Annotated in this window: 20 protein-coding genes; 4 read left to right on the top strand and 16 right to left on the bottom strand. The window is 51.7% G+C overall.

Features of this window, described 5'->3' with window-relative positions; translation table 11 throughout:
* Positions 1-207: 207 nt before the first annotated feature.
* Positions 208-1140 carry an AraC family transcriptional regulator gene (locus H7F31_RS12580; protein WP_187104457.1) on the top strand — a complete coding sequence of 311 codons (933 nt, stop codon included), beginning with the start codon at positions 208-210 and terminating at the stop codon, positions 1138-1140.
* 47 nt (positions 1141-1187) lie between these two features.
* Here the strand turns inward: H7F31_RS12580 and H7F31_RS12575 are convergent, their stop codons facing one another.
* The 5 genes from H7F31_RS12575 to H7F31_RS12555 all read right to left on the bottom strand — a co-directional run bounded on the left by H7F31_RS12575 (position 1188) and on the right by H7F31_RS12555 (position 3556).
* The gene (locus tag H7F31_RS12575; protein WP_187104456.1) at positions 1188-1544 is read right to left on the bottom strand and encodes a VOC family protein; all 357 of its coding nucleotides are present in this window, start codon (positions 1542-1544) and stop codon (positions 1188-1190) included.
* A 74-nt stretch (positions 1545-1618) separates the two neighbouring features.
* Positions 1619-2200 (bottom strand): SUKH-4 family immunity protein, encoded by a 582-nt coding sequence (locus H7F31_RS12570; RefSeq protein WP_187104455.1) that lies wholly within the window; start codon positions 2198-2200, stop codon positions 1619-1621.
* An 84-nt stretch (positions 2201-2284) separates the two neighbouring features.
* Complete coding sequence (locus H7F31_RS34580; protein ID WP_187104454.1) at positions 2285-2731, bottom strand: double zinc ribbon domain-containing protein; 447 nt, start codon at positions 2729-2731, stop codon at positions 2285-2287.
* A gap of 119 nt (positions 2732-2850) precedes the next feature.
* Positions 2851-3018: a DUF6199 family natural product biosynthesis protein gene (locus H7F31_RS12560; protein ID WP_187104453.1), complete on the bottom strand. Its 168-nt coding sequence runs from the start codon at positions 3016-3018 to the stop codon at positions 2851-2853.
* An 85-nt stretch (positions 3019-3103) separates the two neighbouring features.
* Positions 3104-3556 (bottom strand): GNAT family N-acetyltransferase, encoded by a 453-nt coding sequence (locus tag H7F31_RS12555; RefSeq protein WP_187104452.1) that lies wholly within the window; start codon positions 3554-3556, stop codon positions 3104-3106.
* Positions 3557-3763: 207 nt separating this feature from the next.
* On the opposite strand from H7F31_RS12555, the gene H7F31_RS12550 reads away from it, so the two are divergent.
* A complete protein-coding gene (locus H7F31_RS12550; protein WP_187104451.1) occupies positions 3764-4093 on the top strand; it encodes a PadR family transcriptional regulator in 330 nt (109 codons plus the stop codon).
* A complete protein-coding gene (locus H7F31_RS12545; RefSeq protein ID WP_187104450.1) occupies positions 4090-4782 on the top strand; it encodes a VanZ family protein in 693 nt (230 codons plus the stop codon). Before H7F31_RS12550 ends, H7F31_RS12545 begins: the two co-directional genes overlap by 4 nt.
* Positions 4783-5044: 262 nt before the next feature.
* Here the strand turns inward: H7F31_RS12545 and H7F31_RS12540 are convergent, their stop codons facing one another.
* Together H7F31_RS12540 and H7F31_RS12535 are read right to left on the bottom strand one after the other, a co-directional pair.
* Positions 5045-5878, bottom strand: a complete 834-nt coding sequence (locus H7F31_RS12540) for an amidohydrolase family protein (protein WP_187104449.1) — start codon at positions 5876-5878, stop codon at positions 5045-5047.
* A complete protein-coding gene (locus H7F31_RS12535) occupies positions 5868-7748 on the bottom strand; it encodes an ADP-ribosylglycohydrolase family protein (RefSeq protein ID WP_187104448.1) in 1881 nt (626 codons plus the stop codon). Before H7F31_RS12535 ends, H7F31_RS12540 begins: the two co-directional genes overlap by 11 nt.
* Positions 7749-8011: 263 nt before the next feature.
* On the opposite strand from H7F31_RS12535, the gene H7F31_RS12530 reads away from it, so the two are divergent.
* Positions 8012-8914, top strand: a complete 903-nt coding sequence (locus H7F31_RS12530; protein WP_187104447.1) for an AraC family transcriptional regulator — start codon at positions 8012-8014, stop codon at positions 8912-8914.
* A 45-nt stretch (positions 8915-8959) separates the two neighbouring features.
* On the opposite strand, the gene H7F31_RS12525 is transcribed toward H7F31_RS12530, so the two are convergent.
* From H7F31_RS12525 to H7F31_RS12485, 9 genes are all read right to left on the bottom strand, one after another.
* Positions 8960-10000 carry a Gfo/Idh/MocA family protein gene (locus H7F31_RS12525; protein ID WP_187104446.1) on the bottom strand — a complete coding sequence of 347 codons (1041 nt, stop codon included), beginning with the start codon at positions 9998-10000 and terminating at the stop codon, positions 8960-8962.
* Positions 10000-10728 (bottom strand): ThuA domain-containing protein, encoded by a 729-nt coding sequence (locus H7F31_RS12520; protein ID WP_187104445.1) that lies wholly within the window; start codon positions 10726-10728, stop codon positions 10000-10002. The genes H7F31_RS12525 and H7F31_RS12520 overlap by 1 nt, the downstream gene beginning before the upstream one ends.
* Before the next feature lie 135 nt (positions 10729-10863).
* Positions 10864-11694, bottom strand: coding sequence for a sugar phosphate isomerase/epimerase family protein (locus H7F31_RS12515; protein WP_187104444.1), 831 nt, complete (start codon positions 11692-11694; stop codon positions 10864-10866).
* A gap of 53 nt (positions 11695-11747) precedes the next feature.
* Positions 11748-12713 carry a Gfo/Idh/MocA family protein gene (locus H7F31_RS12510; protein ID WP_187104443.1) on the bottom strand — a complete coding sequence of 322 codons (966 nt, stop codon included), beginning with the start codon at positions 12711-12713 and terminating at the stop codon, positions 11748-11750.
* A gap of 192 nt (positions 12714-12905) precedes the next feature.
* Entirely contained in the window at positions 12906-13682 is a 777-nt protein-coding gene (locus tag H7F31_RS12505; protein ID WP_187104442.1) for an AraC family transcriptional regulator, read from the bottom strand.
* Positions 13683-13773: 91 nt separating this feature from the next.
* On the bottom strand, positions 13774-15927 hold the full coding sequence (locus H7F31_RS12500) for a TIM-barrel domain-containing protein (protein WP_187104441.1): 2154 nt from the start codon (positions 15925-15927) through the stop codon (positions 13774-13776).
* Positions 15920-16900, bottom strand: coding sequence for a Gfo/Idh/MocA family protein (locus H7F31_RS12495; RefSeq protein ID WP_187104440.1), 981 nt, complete (start codon positions 16898-16900; stop codon positions 15920-15922). Before H7F31_RS12495 ends, H7F31_RS12500 begins: the two co-directional genes overlap by 8 nt.
* Positions 16901-17049: 149 nt before the next feature.
* The gene (locus H7F31_RS12490; RefSeq protein ID WP_187104439.1) at positions 17050-17427 is read right to left on the bottom strand and encodes a cupin domain-containing protein; all 378 of its coding nucleotides are present in this window, start codon (positions 17425-17427) and stop codon (positions 17050-17052) included.
* Between the two features lie 36 nt (positions 17428-17463).
* The gene (locus H7F31_RS12485) at positions 17464-18468 is read right to left on the bottom strand and encodes an aldo/keto reductase (RefSeq protein ID WP_187104438.1); all 1005 of its coding nucleotides are present in this window, start codon (positions 18466-18468) and stop codon (positions 17464-17466) included.
* Positions 18469-18476 lie beyond the last annotated feature (8 nt).

Here is an 18476-nt window from a genome sequence, read left to right as displayed (position 1 = left end):
GCCTTAGTCCGACCGGCAGTCGTCGAGCAGACCTCATACACAAAGAACGCCTGTCACATTTTCGCGACAAGCGTTCTCCGTTTGATTAGCGTTTTGTTTTCATTTATACGGTATTCTGTCATATTCTTTATCCAATTTGGGGTTTATGTTACGATATCCTTACGTCATTCTGTCCCATTCAAGTCGAAAACAAAAGGAGTCCGAGCCATGTATTCCGGGATGCGCCATGAGCAAGTTGTCTATCAGAATCCGTTTCTCGCCATGCGAATCTGGCAAATCGATTGCAAGGATACAACGCCGGAAGCCGTTCAATTGCAGGTCGAGCAGGATTGGAGACAAAAACAATATGCAGAATGGCATTACCACGAAGAAGTTGAGTTTCTCCTTATCCTCAAGGGTGAGCTGACGGCATTTTGCACAGAGGAACGGTTGGTACTGCGCAAAGGGGATATCTGCCTTTTCGGATCCTCCGAACCGCACAGGACGATGCAAACAAAGGAAGGCAATTTGAGTTACCTCGTGTTCCAGATTGATCTGCGCAAATATTGGGATCAGAGCACGCTGAACAGCATGCGTCACTTCTCGGAAGTTCTTCGTCCGCTTAGCGCGCTGAACTACATCTACAGGGAGTGCCGCGAGGCGCGCACCCGCTCCGCCGCCCTGATCCGCGATATTTTTAAGGAAATGAACGGAGGTCACCTTGGTTACGAGCTTGCCGTTTCTTCCCGCATCAAAGATCTTCTCTTATTGCTGCTCAGGCATGATGAGCGAATGCAGCTGAACTATAGCGACAACCAATTGGCTCATCGGCTGCAGCCTGCAATTGACTATGTGGAAGAACGACTGGGAACCAAACTATCCGTGGTAGAGGTCAGCAGCCTTCTTAATATGAGCTACACCCACTTTATTAAGACTTTCAAAAAAGCGTTCGGCATGTCTTTTATGGACTTCGTCTCTTATAAGCGAATAAGGAAGGCCGAGCAACAGCTGCTTACGAGCGATGTCAGCATCGCCGAAGTTGCCGAAGCGGCGGGAGTCTCAAACCTTGGGCACTTCTACGATCTGTTTCAACGGTACAACGATTGTTCGCCCAAGCAGTTCAGAGATCGGCATAAGGCGCCGGCCCTCTCCCCCCAATAGCGCATGAAGCAAGCCATACCAGCGTCCGTTTACGATTGGCCGTAAGTTTACCCATGTACATGAGCAAGAATATTAATTAGCTTGCCAAATGGGTCGCGAACAAAGAATCTACGAACGCCCCAAGGTTCGTCGACAGGCCCATATTCTATCGGAAATCCGGCTCTCTTCATGCCTTCTAATGCAGCATCGACATTATCGACTTCAATCGATAATTCAGGCGTCGGCGTTTCTGAGCCACCTTGCGTGGCGAAACTAATTTGAATGCTCATCTCCTCGTTTGAACCATAGGTTCTAATCCAACCATGATCCATCATTAAGTCAAGGCCGAGCACATCCTGGTAGAAGGTTTTAGCTGCCGCGATATCCTTCGTGTTTATATTGGCGACAATTCGTTTGACCTTCATTTTCAACCCCCTTAGACACAAGCATTGTCCTGCAATATAGAATACTTTCGACTACCGAGTGTTTTAGCGAAGTTCTATAACAAGCCGTCTTCCAGTTGCTCAAGCACGAGGCTCCACCATCGGTTTTCGTTTGCCAGGCTGGCCGCGTCCTTCTCCTCAAACAAAGCCCGCATCCGGGTCAACTCCGTCTTGCGGTCGAAGGCCGGCCGTTTCGGATGTTGCGGGACGATCTCACCGCGGCGGAAGGCGGCCAGCCGTTCACGCATTTGCTCCGCCGTCCATATTGTCGCTTGATCACCTTCGGAGTGACTTGCTGTAAACGATCGGACGCAGGATAAGAACAACAGAAACAAATGGATATCCGAGTTAACGAATCCTGATTGCCCGGAGGTCGGGTGGAAGGAATATAGATGCCCCGAACCTTGAGCCAGCCCCAGAATGGCGCTCTCCGGCTCCCATTCGTATCCGATGGGCAGCAGCTTGCGTTCGCCAGTGTGCAGAAGTCCCATATCCGCGAACGATTGGAAGCGAACGCCTAAGACGGCATCCGCGGGTTCGATAAGAGGAAGCCCTTCTTTAAGCAAAAATGCCTCTACCTTCTCAGGCAAATTGACGGATCTGACGAGATCCGGATCATAAACGACAACACGTTTCAAAGCTCCATTTCCTCCTCTTCTTTCAATACATGATTGTTTAGATTTGCAGGGAATAAACCATCCCCCTGAAATCCAATCTTATGGTTATTTTCCTTTCTTCGAAGCCATCCAGAAGACAAGAATCACGACTGGGATAAATATGAACCATGGAATATTAATTGTACTCTGGGTAATAACAGCGATCAGTACCAATCCTAATGTACCAAGGATGAGCCATAAGCAGCCTCTTCCAAAAGTCGCCATAGGTGTGGATCCTCCGCTTTCCCCTGAGGAAATATGATCACTATAATAACGAGATCCTTTTACCGTCTTTGATACAACGGATCCACAATATCTACATGTTAATGATCCTAGGACCAATCGTTCATTACAGTGCTGGCATGTTGCGGGAGTTGCGTTTCTTGAATAATCTTTAACAGTGTTTGGAGTTCCTTCCATCATTGCATCTTTAAGCGAACTACCACAAATAACACATATTAACGAGCCTTCAGCGTTTGATTCCCCACAATCGGTACATATCTTTACCGCCATTAAGCAAAACCATCCTTCTTTTAAAACTGTTTACTACTATAACGTATGATATAGGATAAGGTTGTGCATGAACCTGGCCTCTACTCAATAAAAGCGGCAAAAGCAGTATCCACATGCGCCTAGTACGCTTTGAAAGCGACGATTATCGAACCGATCATAACGACAATGCCCCCGACCTTGCTCATTAAATAATAAAAGTCGCTCGGCTCGGGGTTCTCGTACATGAAGCCAGTCAAGACGGACACGAAGACAACGGAGACGAAGAAAATAAAACTAGGCGTTTTCATTTTTCGGAATAAGGCTCGGGTAGAAATATTCGCTCATCCTTTCTGCTTCTGCTTTATCCCCTTACGTTCTAAAACAATCGTTCCATTATAAATCTTGTGATAGTCGTATCATGTCTACAACTTGTATACCATTTTCAAATATTTCTTCATCGTAATGTCTAACAAAAAAGTCTCTGTCTACTCCGGTTATTCTAAAGCCGCATTTCTGATAAAGGGCAAGTTGCCCAACACCTGAATTTCCAGTACCGACTTCAATCGTTTTGAATCCTAATTCCCTCGCAACTTGTATTGCATGTTTCACTAACTGTTTTCCGAACCCTCTGCCTTGATTCTTTACATCAATCGCTACATTTACTAATTCAACTGTATCGGGTCTTGTTGGCAGTAAAACATAGACTCCTATTATTTGAGCATTCAGTGAGGCGATATAACAATGTCCTCTTCGAAGATATTCCTCAACAAGCTTCTGTGAAGGATCCGCTAATAATAATAGTTCAAATGGTGGGATTTCGTGCGTATGTAACTTACGTATTTGCATTTATTACACCTCGTTTTTCATTGTTCCCCTGTTCACGAAAGGATTACCATTGACAGAGATATAGAATATACCAATCATAATACACCCAATAAAGGTGAGAGTGCACTAATTTCCGTTAGTGTAACGACCTTATTTCGCAAACCAAATCAGACAACAGACTTGTATAGCGACATATGTCGCTATACAATATAATAAGAGGTGAACGGTATGGACAAAGAAATTTTGAAAGGCAGTATCGATATCCTTCTGCTCTCTATAATCGCGCGCAAGGATACTTATGGCTACGAGATTGTTCAACAGTTGAAGGAGTTGAGTCGGGATTCGTACCAAATGAGCCAAGGGACGCTCTATCCCGCGCTGAAACGGCTCGAAAACAAGGAGCTACTTCGTTCTTACTGGATTGAAACCGAAGCAAGCGGTCGGAGAAAATTCTACGCGCTCACAGAGACCGGGCGTGAGAAGTTGACTGACAAGCTAGCCGCTTGGGACCAAGTACACGCACTGATTCAATCGTGCAGAAAGGCTGGTTTCGCATGAATTCCTTTGAAGAGTATTTAAACCAAATACTGCAAAACATCAACGCCTCGGCTGAAACCAAGAGGGAGTTGTACGAAGAGTTTCTTGATCATCTGGAGCAATTGCGGAGGAGCTATGTCGCCTATGGTGTGCAAGATGCGGATGCGATTAAGTTGTCTATTGCCGATTTCGGCGGATCGGAGCTTGTGGGAGGCTTGATTAACAAGGTGGTATCACCGTATCGAAAATGGTTGCAAGCCTTGTCGTGGTTCGTCTTCACGTCTTATGCGCTGATCGTTGTTTACCAACTATTCTTGACCGAAACGCGACTTATACAACGCAGCATGGAACAACCTCATCCCAACTTAATTCCGTTCCAAAGCATTCTGCTATACGCCAACGGTTATCAGAATTACAATTTTGATACTTGGTTCTTTAATCTCTTCGGCAACGTGCTGCTTTTCGTTCCACTTGGATTCCTGCTGCCGATCCTTTTCGCTAAGGCGCGGCGTTTCTCGACGACCATCGTCTGGACGATGCTGGCCAGCCTTGCCATCGAACTTACCCAGCTAGGTACGCGACTCGGCTCCTTCGACGTAGACGATCTCATTTTGAACGTACTCGGTGGAGCAATCGGATACGCGGTATGGATAATGGCTGACATGGGTTGGCGAATTACGTTGCAGAAGCTTCGCCCAGCGATAAAGTAAATGCGACGTACGATTCGCCGTCACCACCCACACTAAACTGCCCGTTAGCATAATGGGGCGTGGCAATCCTCGCCGACCTCTAAGGTTGGCGGGCTAAGTTCTTGGCGGCAAGCAACAAGGAGTCAGCCCATCGAAGGCAATAATAACGAAGCTGATTTTTTTGATCAAATGGGGTAAAATTCTGTACAGAAAAAGCTCTTGGGAGATTGTGATCCCAAGAGCTTTTCTAAAACAGGTCATTGATTATAATGTAATCTCTCATTCACATACTCAATCTATAAAACCGTGCGGCATTGCCTCCGAATATCGCCTCATATTCTGCCTCCGACAAACCTGATGGCAACGACTCCAATAAAACCTCCAGAACCTCTGCATATTCACAAGTCGTCAAGCAGACCGGCCAATCGCTGCCGAACATAATTCGGTCCGTTCCGAATGTCTCTACAACATGATGCACGTAAGGAACGAAGTCAAGCCGACTCCATTGTTGCTGATCCGCTTCCGTAACTAAACCCGACAACTTGCACATGATGCCAGGGAAACGAGCCAGCTCGGACAACTGCTCCTTCCATGGTTCTATCGCTTTCTCGGCAATAAACGGTTTTGCCGCGTGATCGATCACTGCCCGGAGCGAAGGAATGGACTGAAGAACCTTATGCATATCAGGCAGATGTCTTGGCCTCAACTGCAAATCGATGGGGAAACCATCATCTGCGATTAACCTCAAGTTACGCATGACTCTGCGCTGGAGGATCCAGCCGTCCGGCAAATCCTGCAGCATCGGACGAAATCCAACAAACCCTTTATGCCCACGGAATGTCGAATAATGTTGCTCAAACTCCTCGGAATCCAGATCAAGCCACCCGACCACGCCGGCAATTGACTCCTCTTCCTCGTACAAGGAAAGCATAAATTCCGTCTCTTTCATCGTCGGCGCGGCCTGTACAACGACGGTTCGATCCATGCCGTGTTGTTGCAGTGTACGATGCAGATGAGAGGGCAAATAATCCGCATACAAAATACCCTGTTCCGGAGTTAACCAGCCATAATCCCCACGCCCTGGTTTCCAGTAATGCTGGTGGGCGTCAATCCTCATTTCTTAAACCGAAGAGCATATCCGTGTAATAATAATACGGACCTGGATCAGCCGTATTGGCGGTAGCAACTGGCAAAACATACACCTGGATGGGAGCCCCCTTCTGAATAGCCTCTACCTCCACTTTATAAGTTCCGGCCTCAAGCGTCAACTGGGCCCGCTGTTCCTTGGGAGCGCGATGATAGGCAGGCATAAATTCCAGCGTATGCTGGCAGTCGATCACGATTTTCCCATTGAGCTTAAGCGAAACAGGACCGTCTGCGGCAGCAATAAGGCTAAACTGGCGCCCCGACGGGATACAAAGCGTCGTCGAGGCTTTGTAACACCCATCCGCGTCTGTATTTATTGCCTTGTCCCACTCCAATCGATTTCCGGGGAACATGGCTTCAACGCCTTCGTTGCTATCAGGTCCCCATACCGTCCAACATGAGGCCCCAATCAGTGTAAACATCACCTTCTCCGTTGCCCACACCGAATTGTCGTGAAGCCTTGTCCAGAGCAAACCAAGTTCTTGGCTGGCCCCCACGAATGCCGGAGCCGTTATGTCCGCAGCCCATTCTATAGACTGGTTCGGGTGCAACACCGTTTCGAGCGTATCCGGTCCCGCCCAGCTCTCAGGCAAGTCCATTGAAAGTTTTCCTGTTATCGTGGTCAATGAACGATTTATTAATGTAACATGTATGGTTTTCTTTTGATTGGCTCCAATCGCCGGTCCTTCGGCACCATACTCCATGATCAGTTCAAGAGCAGGGTTTTGCAAGGTCCCCCGCGGCAGCAAGTAATGATTGGATGTCGCCGACCTTTTCCAAAGCTCCTGAACCTCTCGAAGCGCAACATCCTTTATGTTCCAGCAACTTGGCTCATTGGGATGTACAATGATATCGGCATCAGCAGCAGCCAAAATTTGTTTCCCCATACGAATCGTTCGTAAAGTCAACTCATCCAAATTTTTTGGCGCTGGAAATCCGTTAATCGGCGGACTGACAACGACGCGGTCGCCTACCGGCTTCACCCATTTGTCAGGGAGTCCCTCCGGTCCAAGCAGCATCCCCAATATAGCCCCCAGCGTTGCAGCCGTACAGTCGGTATCATATCCGCAGTTAACTGCTTTTAATATCGAATCTTCGAAATCCTCGCCATACAACCAGCCAAGAATCGTAAATGCAATATTTTGAGGAGCATCTGTAAAATTGTCGCTGCCGTGATGCTCAAGAATAAGCGAACGCGTTTCCGTCCAGCTCTTGCCCTCTTGATGCCAACGAATCAAATCTTGTAGTGCCTTGCAGGTGCGGCTATTTGGAGGTATAAACTTCATGCCGATGTCGATCAGTCGGTCGCGGTCCTTTTCGAAGAAAATGGCGCTTTCAATAGCCGCAAAAAACATTTCCCCATATACCCCTTCGCCTCCCGCGTGGTCTACGATTGCATCCTGGTAGGCATATGACGCAGCTACTTCCGGTAATCCGGGGGCAACCATCGCCCATATTTCTGATCGGATCGGCGAACCCATGCAGTTAGTAAATGGATTATTAAAGGAGCCGGCAACGGGTGGAATAAGCCCTCTGCGTAAATTGGTTAATGCGTAGCCATATTCATCGAAAGGAAAAAAGATATGGTCCACCCACTCCTGTCCCAGCTCTCGAGCCGTTAATCCGGGACCATACTGTTCGAGCGCATGCAGCCATACGAGTTGAAGATCAAGATCATCATTTTCGAGCGGGCCGTCCGGCAATTCCGGATAAAAGGTTAGAGTTAACAGCTCCTTTACGCCCTCTACCGGCGCCCCCAAAGTACCTCCTATATTTTTTCCCAACCAACCGCCATAAACGATTCGATAATACTCTTGTTCATTCAATATACTCAATCCCATGCCAATTCCTCCATTGCCGCTTTAATTGTTGTAAACGAATTAGCTTGATTATAAGAATATGGTTTGATGGAAGCCATGAACTAGATTGAGATGTTTGATGAGAAATTGTGAATTTTAAATCTTGCTTTCTATACTGAAAACCGAACTTTTTGAGCACCTACTATAGTATGATATAATAAAGCAACCTCATTATTAAAACGCTTTCATATTGTGACCATATCAAAACTAAGTTGTTTCTACTTTATATATCGATAGGAGCCATTATGTATTATTCGATGTCGCGACTTTCCACCTTGGACGTGAGATGGGCGGATCTGTTTGATGCGGGTACAAACACCACATTCTTCGATCAACATTATAATCCGTATTATGAGTTAATCGTAGTTGCTGATGGAATTGTAAATCTCGAGGCTGGAGGCATCCAAACGGTCTTGCAGCCCGGGGATTCGCTGTTGCTTTGTCCTTGGGAGCAACATAAGGGGATCGTCTCGGAATTTAAACAGGGGAAGTTTTATTGGGCTCAATTTTCCTGTACGCCCGGAATGAACAATTTTAATGTTAACCGCTTATCTGATCTCGACTTTGTCCATGCAGAACGTACCGAGCTTCAGACCGTCGAAATGAGTCATGAAGATCTGCTGATTCTCCCGCGTCTATACCGCAACAAACAATGTTATAAGCTGTTAAGCCGCTTCGAAGACCTGGCGGATACCATGAAGCATCCTCGGGGTTACTTTCGATTTCAAAGCACATTAATCCTTTCCGAAATGATTGCCTCCATCGCAACTGATTTTCTGGAACAAAGCCACTTGGACACCAGCTTTCCGGTTTCCTATTTTACGTTTCGCAAACTGGCCAACCATTTAAATAACGATTACGTATCCGAGCTTAACGGGGAAAGCCTCGAACGAACGCTCGATTACAAATACGAGTATCTATGCCAGATATTCAAAAAATACACAGGGATCTCGATGACACGTTATATCCAACTTCTTAGAATTCAAAGAGCCAAACATCTGCTTGACCATACAGGTAAAAGCATTCAAGAGATTTCACTTGAAGTCGGGTATTCGGATCCCTTTTATTTCAGCCGTTTATTTAAAAAATTTGAAGGCGTTGCCCCTCAGCATTATCGGGATATCGAACAGAACAAGCCCAACCGATGACCGGTTGAGCTTGTTTTTTATAGTATTGCGTATCCAACTCCGGCTCTACAGCCGGATCTCCCGCCCGAGTTCGGCGGATTCGTAGATCGCCGATAAAATCTTGATCATATCGACGCCTTGCTCCGGCACAAAAATCGGCGTCTCGCGGCCGAGCACGCATTCAACGAAGTGACGAATGTTCGCCGTATGTTGAGGAATGGCCGAACCCGGGAATGCCGGCTTCTGATCGATAAGAGCGCCCGCGGATTCCGTAAAGAGAGTCAGCTTGTCATTAGTGAGATTGAGACCGCCCTTGGTGCCTCTCCACTCGAGAAACTTCTGTTCTTCCGCAATATGGGATGCCCAGCTGAATTCGATCTGAAGCGTTGCCCCGTTATCGAAGCGGATGAAGCCAGCGGCCAAATCTTCGACGTCGAATGTACCTTCCGGGATTTGACCCGACGCGTCCGGCTGATCCGCGAACTTGCGGTACGTCGCACCCGATACCGCGACAGGCTTAGGATTGCCGCTCAGCCATATCGCGAGATCAATCATATGCACGCCAAGGTCGATCAACGGACCTCCGCCGGACAGCTCCTTTGTTGTGAACCAGCCGCCGCGCCCTGGGATACCTCGGCGTCGAATCCAGCCGCAACGCCCCGTGTAGAGCTCTCCGAGCTCGCCTTGCTCGATGATCCTCTTCGCGAACTGCGCTTCCTCGCTGAATCGGTTGTTGCGCATCGTCATCAACAGCTTGCCCGAAGCTTTGGCGGCGTCCGCCATCTTTTGCGCTTCGACCGGATTTACCGCATCCGGTTTCTCGCAAAATACATGCTTGCCCCTCTGCAACGCTGCGATGGCAATCTCCGAATGATACAAGTTAGGAGTGCTGATCCCGACGACATCAATGGAAGGATCGGCCAGGAGTTCCCGGAAATCATCGTAGACCCTCGCATCGGGAAAGTCCTTTGCCGCCGCTTCGGCCGAAGCGCGCAACGAGTCGCAGAAAGCGACAATTTCAACTTCCTTATGCGACAACCATCCCGGAAGATGCGCCCACTTATAAATTCCGCCAGTGCCGACCACGCCTACTTTTAGCGCCGTCATTATTGCCCCTTAATGCTCTCTAGCGGCTTGGCATTGCCATAGACCGGATAGTCGCGCTGCACGGGCGCCGCCCACTTAACGGCATTGGAGATTACCCTGCGTACCTGCGGGTTGTAGTAAGTCGGGTACGTCTCATGCCCCGGCCGGAAGTAAAACACCTTGCCCGCCCCGCGCGTATAGCAGCAGCCGCTGCGGAACACTTCTCCGCCTTCGAACCAGCTCACTAAAACAAGCTCGTCCGGCTCCGGTATATCAAAGTGTTCGCCATACATCTCTTCCTGCGGAAGTTCAATGTATTCGCCGATTCCCTCCACGATCGGGTGGCCAGGCTTAACAACCCAGATTCGTTCCTTCTCGTCCGCTTCCCTCCACTTCAAATCGCAGGAGGTACCCATAAGCTTTTTGAATATTTTGGAGAAATGGCCCGAATGCAAAACAATCAGTCCCATTCCCTTGAGTACGCGGTCATACACTCTATTGACAATTTCGTCCTGCACCTCGCCGTGCGCCGTGTGCGCCCACCAAATTAGCACATCCGTCCGGTCCAGCACTTCATGAGTCAAACCATGTTCCTCGTCGTCCAATGTAGCGATTGTAATCTCGCCTGCCACGTCCAAGCCCTGGGCAATTGCAGTATGCATGCCCTCTGGATAAACAGAAGCTACCTTCTCACTTTTTTTCTCATGACGGTATTCGTTCCATACGGTTACATGAATATGCTGGCTCATTCGTCTAATCTCCCCTTTGATCAACTTCCTCTCCATTTTAATAGAGGAACGATCTCCGTTCGATTACCGAATCTATTTAATTTATACGGTATTCTGTCATGGTCTTTATCAAATTTCGGGGCTAAATTACGATGCCTATCGGGCTTCCCCGTCAATGATGCAAGCGATCTGCCGCGCAGTATCATACACGGCCTGCAGACCGTTGACGGCATAGGGACTGATCTCCGCGGTCAGCGACTCGCTGTAGCCAATCTCCTGCAGCGCGGTGCGCACGGCAGACCAATTGACATCGCCGGCCAGAAGCGGCACGAAACCGCCAAACGTGCCGACGGCAGGTCTGAAGTCCTTGACATGCACACGGAAAATGCGCTGACCGAGAATGCGAATCCACTGCTCGGGATAGCCATATTTCAATACGTTGCCCACATCGAAATAAACGCCAATATGGGACGATTGCACCTCATCCACATAACGGGCCATCTCCAGCGGCGACAGCAGGAAATTATTCCAGACGTTTTCCACGCCTATCCGCACGCCGCGCGCCTCGGCTGCCTTGGACAACAGATTCAGCTCAGCCTGACTTCGTTCGTAACAAGCGTCATAACTCGTTTCCGGATCCACCTTGCCGGGTACGACCAGCACCGTATCAATCTCCAGCGCCTCGGCCAGCTCCAGCTGTTTGGAGATGACTTCGCGGCCCTGTGCCCGCACCTCGGCGTCCGCCGACGACAACGGACAGCCCCATAACAATCCGGTGGATAGGCTGCGCAGCTTGATGCCGTGCGCTTCCGCCTGACGCCTGATTGCCTTTGCTTCTTCCGGAGTCGTGTCTGTCGTCAAACCGACATTGCCTGGCTCATATACGTTAAGCTCCACCGTGTCAAAGCCCGCCTTCCGGCTGACGGCAAATACTTCCTCCAGCGGTGTCTGGTTCGGAAAACACCATTGATTGACGCCCTTCAACATACGCAGTCATCGCTCCTTTTTTAAATCTGCATTGTCTTTTCGAATACCGCCACTTACAGAGCGACTGCTTTTCCCGAATCCGCCGATTCGTTGGCAGCGAGCGTGACGCGCAGCGTCTCTACCGCCTCGGCATAGTCGCCCAACACCAGATCCTGACGATTGGCCGCAACCGCCTCGACGAATGCCTTATTCTGCAAATAATAGAAGTCTTCGCGCGAAACCTCCGTGATGTGCTGTTCGGCGTCGATAATTTTTAAAGTATTGCCGTTAATCGACAGGTAGAAATCCGGTCCAAAAAACTCTACCTCGCCTCGATTGAAATGATCGGACAAGCAGGTGCTCGTAATATTGCCCACCCCACCGGATGCCAGGACGAACGATACTGCCCCCACATCATAAGCGGTTGCCTCAGGATCGGTCTGCTTAATATGAGTTTGCGCATGGAAAGCGTGAACAGATGTAATTTCTCCCGCCAAATAGCGAATCAAATCAAGTTGATGCGTCGACTGCTCGACAAGCTGGCCGCCGGACATCTCCATGCGCGTCCACCATGCCATCGGCGGCTTTCCGCCGATCCGATAGGCTTGCACGAGAGATATTTTTTTATCCTGCAAATAAGCTTTGGCCTTCTGCACAATATCCAGGTAACGCAGGCAATAACCAGAGGAATGAACGACACCGGAGCCAAGGATCTGCGCCTCCCAGTCCTTCGCCTGCTCCATGTTTAGCGCTACCGGTTTTTCGGCCAGCACGGCGATTCCTTTTTGCGCGGCCAATACTTCCGCCCCGTCGCGTGCAAAAGGCGGCGAGCAGACAAATACGGCATCTACCTGGCCAGAATCGAGCAGTTGCTCCACGCTTGCGTACGACGCCGCCTCATACTTGTCTGCGATCTCCGCCGCTCTATTCTGATTGACATCAAAGATTGCGGTAATCTTGGCCGTATGGATGCGTTGAAGTGTGTTCATATGGTGCTCGGCGATACCTCCTGCACCGATAAAACCGATTCTAACTGTCATGTGTAAACTCTCCTCCTGGTTATCATCCTTCGACGGGCACCTGCTAACCGTCTCTATTGATCAGCATAGAATATATGAATCAGGCTGTAGTTATCGAAAACGCTCAATTATTTACACAAAAAAACAGGCATCCCCCTCCCGAAATTAGGGAAGGATGCCTGCTTTGAGGGGATTTCAACCGAAATTGATCTGCTAGGTTTTGCGCCATTGAGACGGGGACATGCCCTCCAGCTTACGAAACCATTGCGAAAAAGAATGCAGCCGCTCGAAGCCGATCTGACGGGCGATCTCATTAAGCTCCTTGTCCGAGGAATTTAGCAGCCATTTGGCTTCGGCCATACGGCATTGCTGCTGATAGCGCTTCGGGCTCATATGGTAGACCTGCTCGAATAAACGCCGGAATCCGCTCTCGGCCATTCCCGCCAGCTGCGCCAGATCAGAAATCTGCAGTCCCTTGTCCAGATTCTCGCGAATAAAATCGGCGGCTTTGGCAATCGAGATCGGCTGTTGCCCGGTTTGCGAATGCTCAAGCAGAAACAAGAGCAGCACTTCGATCCAGGCCCGATAAGCGCGGGCCATCTCCTTGAGCGGTGTGGAGAACAAGCGCAGCCATTCGCGGAACAGCGCCTCAAAGCGCTCTTTGTCCAGACGGGACAACCGGAAGATTTGCGGCTCTCCGTTGATCCGGAATCGATTTAACAGCTCGACGACCGCAGGCGGGCAATGCTCCAGTTGAATTAGGCCAAAGCGATTGCGGCCCATTCCTTCGAAGCGATGCGGGAGATCGGGCGGCACGATGGTGATATGGCCCGTCTCCAGAACGCTTCTGCCCTGCAGCCATTCCACCGCTCCGCTACCTTCCAACAGGATAGTGATCTCCAGGGAAGGATGAACGTGAAAGCCTTCATCCGCCCAACTTCGATCAGCATTGCCGATAAAGCTGCGGACCTGCATATCTTTCTCCTTCATCGCTTACCCTCCTGCCGCTAATTCGATCTCCACAACTATATACATGTTATGACGCCCCGATTTTGCGGTCAAGCGGTAAATGCTTTTCGAATCAGACAAGCGAGGTTTGGCGCAGATGCCAGATTATGTGGCTATAAGAGGGAGGAAGCTCCCCTTCGCCTTCCAGCCGGCCGCACAGTACCCCGGCTCCGTCGGGAACAACAGAGACGCGATGCCAGCTTCCACCGCCTCTCTCATAATCAAATGTTTCGCCATCGTCATCGCAGAGCATGCACATTCCCGGCGAATCGCCAAAATGGACCAAATGCAGCTCCGTCTTCGCGCCGTTCGCCGGCACATGCGACAACGGCGGCATCATCGGAATGATCGCACCTTCCCTGACAAACACCGGAATATGCTCCACACCGGACGCGACTCGAATAATTCCTCCGCCGATATAACGTATGCCGGACTCCAATCCGTACCATACGCCATCCGGCAGCAGCACTTCCCGCTCCGACTCTCCCTCGACAAGCGGAGCAACAACCATATCGTTGCCATACATATATTGATCGTCCCATTCCTTCGCCCTGCGTTTGCCATATGCTCCTGCAGTCGTGTCCAGCGCTCCGGCACCTTCTCCACTCGCGGCGGCGAGTCGCTCGGAAGGTATTTCGAAGCTCATCGCGCGAATCGGCGGAATTCCCTTCTCCCGATATTCCGCGAAAGCGGTGTAAAGATAGGGAAGCAACCGCATCCGAAGCCGGATATAATGCCGCACGACGCCTTCAACTTCGGGGAAGCTCCACGGCTTCGTGCCATCTCCCCATGCGTTAAGCATCGCAAGCGGCGAGAAACATACGGTCTGCATTCGCCTCGCCCAATCCTCGGCATTGCGCGCCTTCCGCACTTCCGGCGTCCAGAGTAGCCCGCAATAAGAGGCGTTGCAGAGCGCCCGGATGAACTGCTTGTGATCATACAGGTCGGAATAAAGCGCATAAGGCAGCGATGAAGCGCCGGCGCTGGACGCCCGGACAAGCCCGTAAGTCCTTCGATTTTCGGCGCGGTAAAGGTCATAGGTCATTTTCTGGAACATCAGGCCGTAGAGCTGGCGCATGCTCTCGCCGTCAAGCCCCGACGGGAAGCGCGCGTGGTCCGGGAACATCCAGGCATTGTTCGTAAGCTCGCTGCCGTCGCACTCGTCCAGCTTGTAGCCGGCTACGCCAAGCGAGACATGTTCCCGCAGATGATGTTCCTTATACACCTCCCTTGCTTCGGTCAGCGCATAGTCGGGAGCAATGCCGCCCCATACCGTATGAGAGCCGGACATTGGACGAAGCTTCGAGTACATGCCGCTGTCCGGCGACAAGTAGGGATGCTCCCACAGATTGATGCGGAAGCCCGCCTCTCCCATCCGCCGCACGAATGATGGCGGATCGGGAAAACGCCCGCCGTCCCAGTCGCCTGTAACAGGATAACTGCGGCTATGCCAGCCCGGCTCCAGCCCGATCACATCGCAAGGGACATCCCGCTCCCGATATTCCAGCGCCTCCCGCAGCGCCTCCTCGTCGGTATGGAGCGTCGGCACGCGATGCCAGAATCCAAGCCCCCACTTGGGAGGCAGCGCTCCGCCGCCGCAATACAAATTGTAGCGGGCCACTGCGTCACGCAATTTCGGCCCTCCGAATACATAGAGGAATGCGCCATCAGACGGCAGCTTGATTTCCACGCGCGGAGACGGCATCGTCGCCCTCCACTCCGGGTCAAGATTGCGATCCCGTATCCACTCCGTATCTGTATCCGATGTCAGCAGCGTCGAACCGAGATGCATCGTCACAATTCGGGACGTATCCACCAGCACGCCGTACCCCTTATCGCTAACATAAAAAGGGACGGGTGCATGCGTTTCGCCCGTATCTTGTTTGGGGTCGCTGTTAACGCGAAGATAGCGAGTCCTCCCCCGTTGATTGGAACGCATAAACTGCAAGCCTGTGCCATACAACCGCTCTTGTCCATCAAGCGGCAGAACCAGCAGCTTGGCGTTATTGCCGCATTCCTCCACGGTAATATCGCTCCACCGAAACGGCGGAGGGGCCGCCTCCATAAGGCCGAGCGCCGCTATATCCGGCTCGGCTCCTATTAACGCCAGCGGCGCAAGCCCCTCCGGGCTGCCGATACGGATCCGCCATACGCCTGGCGCGACCTCCTCCCAACTCGTCGCGGCGCCAGAGGTTTGGTATTCGTACGCGTCATTCTCGTTAGGCATGGCGCAATCCCTCCTTTGCCGGAAGCTCTATTGCCGTCCTCGTTCCTCTTTTGGCAGCCATATTCGTAAAATAGACAAGCGCCTGCGTCCGCAAGTAGTCGCCGGCGTTTGTCTCCGCTTCCCTGCCCTCTGCGAGAGAGGCAAGAAATTCGCCCAAGGCGTCGCTCTGCGGCATATCGTCAAAATCCGTGATCATCCTGACCTCATCGTCCGAATATACGGAAATGATGTCATTGTCGAGCAATAGCGCTCCCTTCGTTCCTTCTATACGCCAAACTCCGCTCCACGGAGACATCGGCCCTCGGGACGCGATTGTCGCGGAATAATGGACCGGTATGCCCCCCTCCAGCTCGATAATCGCCATCGTCTGAAGCACGGCGCCTTCCTCATGCCATCCGCCGGATGGATTGAACATGCCCGCCTGGACAGCGACGCCTTCGCGTCCCGTCAAATACCGCAGCAGATCCAGATGGTGGACGCCAATATCGTCAAGCACCGATACCGCGTAATCGCGCTTAACCCGATGATATCGCCGAAATGCAATATCGACCGTCGAAATTTCCCCGATCGCGCCTTCTTCCAGCAACGCCTTCAGCTTGCGGATGTATGGGAAATGCCGATAATTCTCCGCAATCATAAACGGAATCCCCTCGCGTTCCGCCCTTGCCACGATTTCCATCGATTCCGCATAATCGAACGAAATCGGCTTCTCGCAAAGGACCGGCAGCCCCTGGTCGAAGGCCGCGTTGTTGACCGCCGTATGCGCGGCGGGCGGAGTAACATTAACAACAAAATCCGGCCGTTCGCTCTTAAGCGCCTCCTCCAGCGACGTATAAAAAGGGACGGGATCGTCTCCAAGCTTCGCCTGTCGCGCAGGGTCCTTTTCGACGACGGCCAGCAGAAGTCCCCTGCCGCTCAATCGCTTATACCAGCCCAATCCCGCTTCCCCTAGCCCTGCCAAAATAGCCTTCATATTTGTCCATCCTCCTTTGCGCAAAGCGTTATGCCGCTCTATCCGCCCACGCATGCAGCCCCGCCTCCCTTTCGCTTAGGTTCGGCAACCTCGGGCCCCGAGAAAGTAATCGGAATTGACATCGAAGCTTCCCTTCACTTTCGTGGGTATCAGGAAATATTCGCCGTCTCGTGCTGGCTTGGGTGGCGTTCGGAACCGGCATGGCACCACAACGTCACAATAGGCTCCGTCTCGCTCGAGCAGAGATGGTGATCTTCGCCGGGCTCAATGATAACGATATCTCCCATCCGGACCTCATGTCGCTCCCCATCGACTTCCATCACGCCGCGCCCCTGCAAAATGACAAACGCCTCCCTGTCGGCATGGACATGGATATCCTTGCCGTCTGGACCGTCGCTTGTATGGCTCCGCTCCCCTGGCGCGGCGAACGCGAGCCCTCCCGAATAAAGATAACGCCCGGGCAGCAGGCCATTAAGAAAATGTCCCGTTTCCTCTGTCCGCAAATCATTCAACGAAAGCCTGATCATTCGCCGCCTTCTCCTTTCATTACCGGCTTGCCGCCGCTATCCTGCGCCGCCGCTCAAAATATGATCGATTGCCCCAAGCTCCTCGTCCGTAAACGAGGCCTGGCTCAGAAACTTCGCAATATCGTCAATCTGCTCCGCCTTGCTCGCTCCGATCAGCGCGGAGGCGACGCGTCCCCGCCGCAACACCCAGGCCACCGCCATCTGCGCCAGACTTTGTCCTCGCTGATGGGCAAGCTCCTGCAGCTTGCGCGACTTCGCAAGCTTCGCCTCGGTAATATCCTCGCGGCCCAGGAACACGCTGGCGCCCGCCGCCCGCGAGTCCGCCGGAACGCCGTCCAGGTAACGATCCGTCAGCAGCCCGCGAGCCAGTGGACTGTAAGCGATCGTGCCAACGCCAGCCTCCTCCAGCACATCCTGCAAGCCCTCCTCCAGCGTCCGTTCGTACATGGAATAGTGGCATTGATGGATCAGGCAAGGTGTCCCCAGCTCGCGCAAAATAGCGATGGCTTCCCGCGCTTGCACGGGTCCGTAATTGGAGATGCCGACATACAGCGCTTTGCCCTGGCGCACTGCCTGGTCCAGCGCCAGCATCGTTTCCTCCAGCGGCGTCTCCGAGTCGTATCTGTGCGAATAAAAAATATCGACATAATCCATATGGAGCCGCTTCAGGCTCTGGTCGAGGCTTGCCAACATGCTCTTGCGCGATCCTCGCTCGCCGTAAGGCCCCGGCCACATCCGATAGCCGGCTTTGGTAGCAACGATCATTTCGTCCCGGTAAACGGCAAAATCCTGACGCCACAATTGTCCGAACGTCTCCTCGGCTGATCCCGGCGGCGGCCCGTAATTGTTCGCCAGGTCAAAGTGCATAATGCCGAGGTCGAAGGCGCGGCGCAGCATGATTCTGCCATTCTCCACCGCATCCACGCCGCCAAAATTATGCCACAGCCCCAGCGTTATCGCCGGCAGCTTCAGCCCGCTTCTGCCGCAGCGGTTATACTTCATCGTCGTGTAACGCTCGCTTGACGCTGCGTAGTTGTTCATCTCAAGCT

Source organism: Paenibacillus sp. PAMC21692 (assembly GCF_014303795.1).
In the GTDB taxonomy this organism is placed as follows: Bacteria; Bacillota; Bacilli; order Paenibacillales; family Paenibacillaceae; genus Pristimantibacillus; species Pristimantibacillus agaridevorans.
This window is presented reverse-complemented; position numbering and strand designations above follow the sequence as displayed.

What these genes read in the sequence shown, in the direction of transcription:
- H7F31_RS12550 (WP_187104451.1), top strand. Translation starts at nt 3,764, where the DNA reads ATGGACAAAGAAATTTTGAAAGGCAGTATCGATATCCTTCTGCTCTCT.
- H7F31_RS12545 (WP_187104450.1), top strand. Translation starts at nt 4,090, where the DNA reads ATGAATTCCTTTGAAGAGTATTTAAACCAAATACTGCAAAACATCAAC.
- H7F31_RS12525 (WP_187104446.1), bottom strand. Translation starts at nt 10,000, where the DNA reads ATGACGGCGCTAAAAGTAGGCGTGGTCGGCACTGGCGGAATTTATAAG.
- H7F31_RS12515 (WP_187104444.1), bottom strand. Translation starts at nt 11,694, where the DNA reads ATGTTGAAGGGCGTCAATCAATGGTGTTTTCCGAACCAGACACCGCTG.
- H7F31_RS12520 (WP_187104445.1), bottom strand. Translation starts at nt 10,728, where the DNA reads ATGAGCCAGCATATTCATGTAACCGTATGGAACGAATACCGTCATGAG.
- H7F31_RS12535 (WP_187104448.1), bottom strand. Translation starts at nt 7,748, where the DNA reads ATGGGATTGAGTATATTGAATGAACAAGAGTATTATCGAATCGTTTAT.
- H7F31_RS12540 (WP_187104449.1), bottom strand. Translation starts at nt 5,878, where the DNA reads ATGAGGATTGACGCCCACCAGCATTACTGGAAACCAGGGCGTGGGGAT.
- H7F31_RS12560 (WP_187104453.1), bottom strand. Translation starts at nt 3,018, where the DNA reads ATGAAAACGCCTAGTTTTATTTTCTTCGTCTCCGTTGTCTTCGTGTCC.
- H7F31_RS12530 (WP_187104447.1), top strand. Translation starts at nt 8,012, where the DNA reads ATGTATTATTCGATGTCGCGACTTTCCACCTTGGACGTGAGATGGGCG.
- H7F31_RS12505 (WP_187104442.1), bottom strand. Translation starts at nt 13,682, where the DNA reads ATGAAGGAGAAAGATATGCAGGTCCGCAGCTTTATCGGCAATGCTGAT.
- H7F31_RS12510 (WP_187104443.1), bottom strand. Translation starts at nt 12,713, where the DNA reads ATGACAGTTAGAATCGGTTTTATCGGTGCAGGAGGTATCGCCGAGCAC.
- H7F31_RS12495 (WP_187104440.1), bottom strand. Translation starts at nt 16,900, where the DNA reads ATGAAGGCTATTTTGGCAGGGCTAGGGGAAGCGGGATTGGGCTGGTAT.
- H7F31_RS12500 (WP_187104441.1), bottom strand. Translation starts at nt 15,927, where the DNA reads ATGCCTAACGAGAATGACGCGTACGAATACCAAACCTCTGGCGCCGCG.
- H7F31_RS12575 (WP_187104456.1), bottom strand. Translation starts at nt 1,544, where the DNA reads ATGAAGGTCAAACGAATTGTCGCCAATATAAACACGAAGGATATCGCG.
- H7F31_RS34580 (WP_187104454.1), bottom strand. Translation starts at nt 2,731, where the DNA reads ATGGCGGTAAAGATATGTACCGATTGTGGGGAATCAAACGCTGAAGGC.
- H7F31_RS12485 (WP_187104438.1), bottom strand. Translation starts at nt 18,468, where the DNA reads ATGAACAACTACGCAGCGTCAAGCGAGCGTTACACGACGATGAAGTAT.
- H7F31_RS12555 (WP_187104452.1), bottom strand. Translation starts at nt 3,556, where the DNA reads ATGCAAATACGTAAGTTACATACGCACGAAATCCCACCATTTGAACTA.
- H7F31_RS12580 (WP_187104457.1), top strand. Translation starts at nt 208, where the DNA reads ATGTATTCCGGGATGCGCCATGAGCAAGTTGTCTATCAGAATCCGTTT.
- H7F31_RS12490 (WP_187104439.1), bottom strand. Translation starts at nt 17,427, where the DNA reads ATGATCAGGCTTTCGTTGAATGATTTGCGGACAGAGGAAACGGGACAT.